Origin of the sequence: Salinibacter sp., assembly GCF_042218895.1 — a bacterium.
GTDB lineage: Bacteria > Bacteroidota > Rhodothermia > Rhodothermales > Salinibacteraceae > Salinibacter.
This window is the reverse complement of record NZ_JBDGQQ010000118.1, coordinates 24657-33071: the sequence shown is the minus strand read 5'-3', so window position 1 is coordinate 33071 and position 8415 is coordinate 24657. Positions and strand designations below refer to the sequence as shown.

General features: G+C 63.2%; 7 protein-coding genes and 1 pseudogene. 6 read left to right on the top strand and 2 right to left on the bottom strand.

Features of this window, described 5'->3' with window-relative positions:
- The first annotated feature begins 254 nt into the window (after positions 1–254).
- Positions 255–2024 carry a hypothetical protein gene (locus ABEL04_RS10695; protein ID WP_375802382.1) on the top strand — a complete coding sequence of 590 codons (1770 nt, stop codon included), beginning with the start codon at positions 255–257 and terminating at the stop codon, positions 2022–2024.
- 20 nt (positions 2025–2044) lie between these two features.
- Here ABEL04_RS10695 and ABEL04_RS10690 read toward each other — a convergent pair whose 3' ends face one another.
- Positions 2045–2707 carry a transporter gene (locus ABEL04_RS10690; protein ID WP_375802381.1) on the bottom strand — a complete coding sequence of 221 codons (663 nt, stop codon included), beginning with the start codon at positions 2705–2707 and terminating at the stop codon, positions 2045–2047.
- An 804-nt stretch (positions 2708–3511) separates the two neighbouring features.
- Here ABEL04_RS10690 and ABEL04_RS10685 point away from each other — a divergent pair.
- A complete protein-coding gene (locus ABEL04_RS10685; protein ID WP_375802380.1) occupies positions 3512–4252 on the top strand; it encodes a hypothetical protein in 741 nt (246 codons plus the stop codon).
- A gap of 258 nt (positions 4253–4510) precedes the next feature.
- Positions 4511–5029, top strand: a complete 519-nt coding sequence (locus tag ABEL04_RS10680; protein WP_375802379.1) for an exonuclease domain-containing protein — start codon at positions 4511–4513, stop codon at positions 5027–5029.
- Here the strand turns inward: ABEL04_RS10680 and ABEL04_RS10675 are convergent.
- Positions 5021–5299, bottom strand: coding sequence for a hypothetical protein (locus ABEL04_RS10675; protein WP_375802378.1), 279 nt, complete (start codon positions 5297–5299; stop codon positions 5021–5023). The two genes, ABEL04_RS10680 and ABEL04_RS10675, sit on opposite strands and share 9 nt — an antisense overlap.
- Before the next feature lie 111 nt (positions 5300–5410).
- Here ABEL04_RS10675 and ABEL04_RS10670 point away from each other — a divergent pair.
- The 3 genes and pseudogenes from ABEL04_RS10670 to ABEL04_RS10660 all read left to right on the top strand — a co-directional run bounded on the left by ABEL04_RS10670 (position 5411) and on the right by ABEL04_RS10660 (position 8387).
- Positions 5411–5799: pseudogene (locus ABEL04_RS10670) on the top strand (CinA family protein).
- A 238-nt stretch (positions 5800–6037) separates the two neighbouring features.
- Positions 6038–7021: an NAD(P)H-quinone oxidoreductase gene (locus tag ABEL04_RS10665; protein ID WP_375802377.1), complete on the top strand. Its 984-nt coding sequence runs from the start codon at positions 6038–6040 to the stop codon at positions 7019–7021.
- A gap of 337 nt (positions 7022–7358) precedes the next feature.
- On the top strand, positions 7359–8387 hold the full coding sequence (locus ABEL04_RS10660) for a formylglycine-generating enzyme family protein (protein ID WP_375802376.1): 1029 nt from the start codon (positions 7359–7361) through the stop codon (positions 8385–8387).
- Positions 8388–8415: the final 28 nt, after the last annotated feature.

The following is an 8415-nucleotide window of genomic DNA, read 5'->3' as shown; positions in this document are numbered from 1 at the left end:
CTAGGCATGCAGGCCGGCTGGAAGGGACCCGACGAGTACGACTGGAGCATGCTGGATGCCTTCCTCGGTCGTCTCCTAGAGCTCAATCCCGATGCGCGGTTTCTCCCCCGCATCCATCTGGCCACGCCCGAGTGGTGGAAGCAAGCGCATCCGGAGGCGATGATTGAGTACGGCCGCTCGTATCCGGAGGACCGATACAACTTCGAAAAGCGGGTCTCTGAAGGCGGCCATCGCTGGGGCTCGGGCAACGAGCTGTGGGAGGCCTCCTTGCCTCCGAGCAGTGGCGCCGCGACACCGCCGAGATGCTGCGGGCCTACGTCCGCCACATCGAGAACTCCCCTCTTCGCAGTCGGGTCTTCGGCTATCACTTTTCGACGGGCCTCACCGGGGAGTGGCATTACTACGGGGCCTCCTACTTCCCGGACTACAGCGCCCCGATGAAAGAGCGGTGCGGCTCGATCCCATCGCCCGACGCCCGCCTGAACACGACCTTCGGATTGCTCCGCGACCCAGCCGAGGAAAAAGAGGTCATCGAGTACTATCGGGGCCAGCACGAGGCCACGGCCACTGCGGTGCTCGACATGGCCCAGGCCCTCAAGGAGGCCTCCAGCCGGAAGGTTGTTGTCGGCACGTTCTACAACTACTTGCTCGAAGTCGTCCGCATTCAGGAAATTGGCCACCTCGCCCCGAAGCCAGTATTGGAGAGCCCAAACATCGACTTCATCGGGTGTCCCTACACGTATCAGGGCACCAACATGGACGACAAGGAAGACTGGGAAAGCGGGGTGGTCGATGGGGCCGGCAACTGGCTGGGACGGGCCCGAGGGGTGGCCGGCGACGGGGGGCCTCGTGTTCTGGTGGAGTCGCTGCGGCGCCACGGAACACTCTACATGTCGGAAATCGACCCGAGTACGTACCTGGCCGACGAGCCCCTCGGCGTGGGCGGCTCGGGGAGCACGACCAAAGAGGGCACGCTGAAGATTCTCCGACGGGACCTTGGGCAGGTATTCGCCCGGGGAGTTGGAGGTTGGCTGTACGACTTCGGGACCGGGGAGGCGCATTCGGAGGCCTACGGAAGTGAGGAGGCGGCCCAACGTGGATGGTTTGCCGACGCGCCGATCATCGAAGAGATCCGGCGCCTTGTCGAGCTGGGCGAGCAGCGGCCTACGCTGCACACTGGCTCGGTCGCCCAGGTGGCGGCCCTCTACGACGCGAAAAGCTTCTTCGCGACCCAGCACTGGAAGGCGGCCAAGCCGTGGCCGAACTACGCCATCGGGTACTGCGACTTCTTCAATCACTGGTTTCTCAACGCGCAGGCTCGTAGTTTACACCGCCTGGGGGCCCCCGTCGACTTCCTATACCGATTCGACCTGACGGCGGAAGATCTGAAGCAGTACCGGCTGCTCTTCGTGCCCAACGCGTTCTACCTGACGGCGGAAGAGGTCACTGCGCTGCGGGAGTTGCTACGAGGGAGCGGCGTCACGGTGGTTTGGGTCTATGCCCCAGGCTTTATCACGCCGGATCGGCTCGACCTCAGCCAGATGGAGCGGCTCACGGGTGTCGACCACGAGATTCTTGACGAGCCCGGTCCGATGATGATTCGGACGCGGATGCAGGGGGAGGAAATCCCGACGCGTTTCGGTGTAGACGAGGAGCACCACCCCCGGTTTGCCGTCGCGGACGATGGAGCCGAGCCGCTCGGGGTATGGATGGACCGGGACGAGGGGGCCTTCGTGCGGACGGAGCGGGACGGCTGGACGTCCGTCTACGTGGGCACGGCACCGCTCCCCGTGGCACTGTTGCGTTGGTTGGCCCGCGAGGCTGAGGTGTCGCTGTGGAGCTCGACGCCGGATGTTGTTTACGGGACGGAGGACGCGGCGATGGTCGTGGCGACCGAGGCGGGACCGCGGACCCTCGACTTCCACGAGCCGATGACGCCGGTTGGGAGCAGCTTGGCCCAGGAATCGCACCGGGTGACGATGGGGGTCGGAGAAGTCCGTCTCTTCACGGCGGCCGAGGGGTAGGCGCGCTACGCCGCGCGTTCTTAGAAGCGGTGGGCCAAGCCGAGGCCGGCGAAGAAGGCGCTCCGGTTCTCGTCGACCTGGAGTCCGGTGTTGACGTCCAGTTGCGTGTCTGGGCTCGAGGTGAGCGTCAGGCCCGCCTCTACGTAGTTCGCGTTGAGACCCGTGGAGTAGAAGCCGGCGTAGCCCACGTATCCACCCACCTGATCGGTGAGGCCAACGCTCAGCGTCGGGATGAAGAGGTATGAGGGGGCTGCGTCGCCGCCGTAGGGGACGGACGCGCCGACGTTGATCGAGAGGCTGAGGCCCTCCCTGAGGGCACCGTTGTAGGCGAGCGCCAGCGTCTGAGAAACGCGGTCGGCCTCGAACGCGCCCGACCCGGTTGGAAGGGCCCAGGTGCTGACCACGCTGAGCGCGGACAGGGACGACCGGAAGAGGCGGAGCTTCCCGCCGACGCTCGTCCCGGTGTATTCGGTGTCAGGGGCATCGAGCGCCAAGGAGCCAACCCCGCCCCTCAACTCCAAAAAGCCAGCCACGCCATAGCGGAGCAGAAGCTGTCCGAGTTCAGCATCCGTGCCAAAGTCATCATTGGCCGCGGCGGCCCCGAGTTCGACCTGGAAGGTGCCGGGGGCCACCGTCGCTGTGCCGTTCCCGAACCCGGGGCGATCAGCGGAGATCTGTCCCATTGCGGCTGGAGGCCACAGGAGGAAAGTGGCAAGGGGAAAGAGAAGGGCAAGAGCAACACGGGTCGAAGCCGCGTTCATGAGTCGGAGGGCGAAGTCGGTGAAGGAGAGAAACAAATGGAGTCGCCTCGGTGCGGCTCAGGGCTGGAGCGTCGGACATAACCTGTGATCCGAATCGCTTCTGTAAGCCCGCCCCTTTCAAGGTCCTGTCGGATGTTGACTGCTTGGATGCGTTTTCAGCCTTTTGAGGATCTGGTCATTCTGGGATCGGGGGGGTCCAGCGCTGAGATCTGCTCCAATTTCGAAGCGATGAGCCGGTGAAGATCATCTTTTATACCGCCCCAAACAGCTAAGGTCCGATCATGGCGGCTATTCGTGCGGTTCTGCCCGCTCTCAGGCATGTACGATCCCAAGTCGGCGAGTATGTCAACGGTTCGACCCAACTCGAAGACTTTCCGGCGCTGTGGCCAAACAGCACTTCGCTCAAATTGCCGGACCGCCGGGTACCACCGATGCTCGTTAGCACCGGCACGTCCGATCTTGGAAAAGAGCCGCTGAGGGCCAAAAGCTTTCCTCCTTCGAGGGGAAAGCCGAACTTTCCGCGCCCAGGGCTCTTTTTTCTGGACCCAGGGGCTGACCCCGTGGGACTATGGGATGCTATGGGGAGCAGTTGTCATTGGGGGCATGGCCCTCTGGCCATGAGCGCCAGAAACCGTTTGACGCCATAGGGGCCTGACCCAACCAAGAGGGACCCGGCCCAATCAGGAAAAGCGAAGTGCTGATCTCTTAATTGGAGTCGATACTGGTATGCAACGAAGCAGTCGTGATCCCATCCGCCTCGTGACCATGGCGGTCATGGGCCTTGCCGTCGGGCTAAGCTTTTTTCCCCCACAGGCCACGGCGCAGGCGGGATCAGAGACTGACTCGCTGGGTCTGAAGGAGGCACTCCGAAAACACCGGCACCCGGTGCGCCTGGCGGGCGAGACCCTTCAGGGGGAAGGGGGGCAAATGCTGCGCAGGCGGGCCGCGGAGGCGACGGTTACGGTGCTTGGAGAATCGCACGGCACCAGGGAGATTCCCGCCCTTCTGAGCGCACTTCTGGGGACCTTACAGGCCCGCGGAGAACTGAATTACCTTGCTCTGGAGACGAGCCCCTGGACCACCGCCCACATGGCTGACAGCCTCCAGAAGGGACCGGCGGCGTACAACCGGCTCGTCCGGAAGTACCCGGAGGCGATTCCCTTCTCCAACCTGCGCCCCGAACGAGCCCTTATTGCCGGGTTTTTTGGCCGCAGCGAGAAGCCCCGCCCTCTCTGGGGACTCGATCAGATCTTCGCGTTTGCGGGCCCGCTTGCGCTCGGTCGCCTGGAAACGCTGGCGCCGTCGCCCCGGGCGCGTCGCTGTGTCTCCGCTGCGCCGAAAAGCGAGGGCGTCCCCCACATTCGGAGCCCCGCAAAAAGTGGAAGGGAGGGAGGCTTGGGGTGCCCTTCCGATCAGATCCTACGGGCACGCCTGCCGGAAAGGCGGCAGAGGGCATCGAGAAGGTAGCAGCGGAGTTGATTCAAGTCTCCGATGCTCAGTCGCCGAGCCAACAGGGGCCGAGCCGATAGGGCCGATCTGGTGCTTTCTTCAGCATCCCACCGGCAAAGCAGGACCGGTCGCCTGCGCTTCCTCGTAGTGAGCGTAGGGCGTGCAGGGTGCCCCGAAGCTGCCCCCCTGAAGCGCAAGCCATATCAGTCGACAGAAGTTGCGGTCGGACGTCGTTTCGATCCAGAAAGAATCCACGAAACCGTCAGCCATCCGCCGATGGACATTTTCCTCGACACGGAGACGACCGGCTCCCGCCGCCAGGACGCCGTGATTGAAATTGGCGCCGTTACCGGACGGGGCAGGGTGCTGATTGATACCCTCGTGTCTCCCCTTGCTCCTGTCACCAGGGGAGCCCGGCGCGTGCATGGCATCACGGAAGAGGAGTTGAGGGACGCCCCCGCGTTTCCGGCCGTTGCCGACCGATTGAAGGCGCTTCTTGCCGAGGCCGATGCCATATGGGCCTTCAGCGCGACCTACGACAGGCGCATGCTTCTGCAGACGGCAGTGCTGGCCGACTGCTTTCAAATTCACCAGCAGCTTCGGAGGAGGACCTGGAGGGACCTCCAACCCAAGGCAACCAGCTTCCTCGGGGACAAGGAGCAGGTCTCTCTTACCAATGCTGCCGAGCGCCTGGACGTCTTGACTCCCGAAGAGGGCCATCATCACCGCGCCCTCTACGACGCCAGGCTCGCGCGTCGCATTTGGACATCCGTCTGCTCACCCACCTCAAGTTGAAGAGTGCTTGGGCCAGAGAGAGACTCCGGGCCGAGAGGCTACTTCAAACCTCTTCTCAGAGGGGAGACTTTCATCACGTCGCCGCTTTTGCTTTCCATGGATGCGCTGCTTCCACTTTTCTTCCCCGTAGACCTTCAAGCCGGTCGGATCGATGACCAGATGCACGTTTTTCTCCTCAGGTCCGGCCTCACTTGCTTTGAGGGCTTCGGAGCCTTGAATCTCCATGTCCAGGTCTCCCCGCCGCTTCGAGAGGGTCGTGTCGTCGGGCACAGGCATCTGTTCCTCCAGCCCCATCAATTTCGACGAGTGACTCCACGAACCCTTCGGTCTAGCGAAGCGTCAGCCCGTGGATGACCTTGATCTACAAGCACGACTGGCGACGTGACTCTGGAGGTGCTCGGCGACAAGGTCCGGGAGCAGGAGGCCACCATTGGGAGTGCCGAAAGTGCCACGGGGGATCTCATCGGGCATCGATTGACGAGCACTTCCGGGTCGTCTGACTATTGCCTCTGGAGCGTCGTTGCCTCCGCCAACAGCGTGAAGCAGAGCGTTCGCGGGGCGAGGCCGACCTCCTGCAGGAGTATGGTGTGGTCAGCGAGGGGGTCGCCGTGCAAATGGCCGAAGGTGCTCGGTCCGTCCTCGGGACGACCGTAGGCGTGTCCACGACGGGTATTGCTGGGCCCACGGGCGGAACGCCCGAAAAGCCAGTACCGTCTGGGATGGGTCTGCCGACGTCTCTGGCAGTCATGCCCACCGGCACCATTTCGTAGAGGATCGGCCCCGAGTAAAAAGCTCCTTGCTTCCGCTGCGCTGGACCTCGCCCGCCGAGGCGTATCGCAGTCATGAGCGGGGTAGGGGCCCGCGCGCCCTGCTTCAGGACGGCCCCAAAACTAAAAGAAATCGAACACAGAAGTTGACTTTTGCGGAATACACCATTTGCGTGTCTATAAGGACGTGCTCACCTCTAAAACACTTCCTCGCGTTTTACACGTCGATTCCGTTTCGTTCATGCGTGCTGTCATTGTCACTGAAGAGGGCGATCCCGAGCATATGACCATCGGCGAGGCCCCCACTCCCTCGCCCGGCGCCAACGAGGTGCAGGTTCAGGTCCACGCCACTGCCCTCAACCGTGCCGACACGTTTCAGCGCCGTGGGCACTATCCGCCGCCCGAGGGGGCCTCCAATATCCTCGGACTCGAAATGGCTGGTATCATAGAGGAGGTGGGGGAGGGAGTCATCGACTGGCACGAGGGCGATCGCGTCTTCGCTCTACTCGCCGGGGGCGGCTACGCAGAGTACACGGTTGTCCATAAGGATCTGCTTATGGCCGTGCCGCCGAGCCTCTCCCTAGAAGAAGCAGCGGCCATTCCGGAGGTCTTCTTAACGGCGTACCAGTCCCTGCACTGGCTGGGGGGGGTTCAGGGCGGCCACGAAGTGCTCATTCACGCCGGCGCAAGCGGGGTGGGGACCGCGGCGATTCAGCTCACCAACGACGCTGGTGCCCACCCGTATGTTACCGCTTCGGCCCCGAAGCACGATGTCTGCCGCGCCCTCGGAGCGGAAGCCACCATCGACTACGAGTCGGAAGATTTCGCCGATCGGATCAATGCCCTCACTGACGGGGACGGGGTTGACCTCCTCATCGACTTCATAGGAGCCCCGTACTTCCACCAAAACGTGGCCTCCCTGGCCAAAGACGGTCGGATTATTCAACTTGCTACCCTTGGAGGAAGCACCGTCGAGAGGATGGACCTGCGCGACCTTATGGCGAAGCGGGCTCAGCTTCTCGCCTCCACTCTCCGGGACCGCAGCCTCGCCTACAAGGTCCAGCTGACGCAGGACTTTGCCGCTAACGTGTTGCCGGGATTTGTTGATGGGCAGTTCCAACCGGTCATCGATTCGACCTATGACTGGAACCGGGTGGCCGACGCCCATCGCCGTATGGAAAACAACGAGAACGCAGGCAAGATTGTCCTAAAAGTCGTCTCGTAGCCTCGTAGACCAACACCCTGGATCTTCCGTTCAAAGGGTAGGAACAGGCCCGAACAGCCGGGCCCACCGGGGCAGCGGCACCGGCCGCTGCTCCATTTTTACTTGTTGTGCGCAGGTTGCGACGAGGCCGCCCCCGCTGTCACGAATGCGCTCCAAGGAGTCCCGTCGTCTCTCTGAGCAGGGCTGTCCTCGTTTGACCTACTCTAGCACGTTGGCGACCTTGCAACCGCGTGCACTATTCTTGCTCCCACCGAGATGTCTTTCGTACGAACCGATGGGCCACCAGATACGGATCCTAATCTCCTGGGGCGGGGCTGCCTTGGTTCTCCTACTCCTCATGGTTGGCTGTCAACGCGCATCGGACCCCTCCCGCTCTGCAGACGCGCATGCGTCGTCCCAAGGCACCGCTCCGGACACAACCTCCAAGGCGACGTCGTCGGGAGACTCGGACGACCCCACTACTGGAACGGCGCCCGCGAACCTCGACATCCCGGACGGCATGGTCTACGTCCCGAGTGGCAGCACGCAGATCGGGATCAAAACTGAGCGCTGGCAGCAGCTGCGCCGCAGCCAGCCTGCGGGCCCCCGGCCGTTGTTCGGGAAAGACGCCCATCCCCCCTTCTGGGCGGAGGTTGACGCCTTCGCTCTGGACGTCCACCCCGTGACGGTTGCTCAGTTTCGGGAGTTCGTGGAGGAGACCGGCCACAAGACCCAGGCAGAAAATTTTGGGAACGCAGGGGCTCTGAAAAATGGGCAATGGCGCCTCGTGAAGGGGGCCACCTGGCATCACCCCCGGGGCCCCAATCAACCGGCGGCCCCGGACGATCATCCGGTGACGCAGGTGTCCTGGAACGATGCGCAGGCCTACTGCCAGTGGGCTGACAAGCGACTTCCCACAGAGGTAGAGTGGGAGCACGCTGCTCGGGAGGGCCGCAACGTGCGGGCGCTCTGTCCGTGGGACGGATCGTGTCGGGACCGGGAGGCCCGGATCGAGCACGCCAACACGTGGCAGGGACGCTATCCGGCCCGGAACACCGCCGCCGACGGGTACCGATACACCGCCCCGGCCGGGGCCTTTGGGGCAAACGCACTCGGCCTACAGGGCATGAGCGGCAATGTGTGGGAGTGGACGGCGACCTGGAAGCGCCCCTACGAACACCGAAATACGGCGTTTCGGCCCACGAAGCGAAGCAAACGAGTCCTGCGGGGCGGCTCCTTCATTTGTCGGGAATGCAGGGGATACTACGTATTTGCCCGATCAGGTGCCACCCCCAGAACGTCGCTCTTTCACGTGGGCATCCGGTGCGCGAAAGACATCTCCGACGTGCAAGAAGAGAGGATGAGAGGAGCATCGAGGCAGCGTTGACTTTCGGGAGATGCGCACGTATCATTCG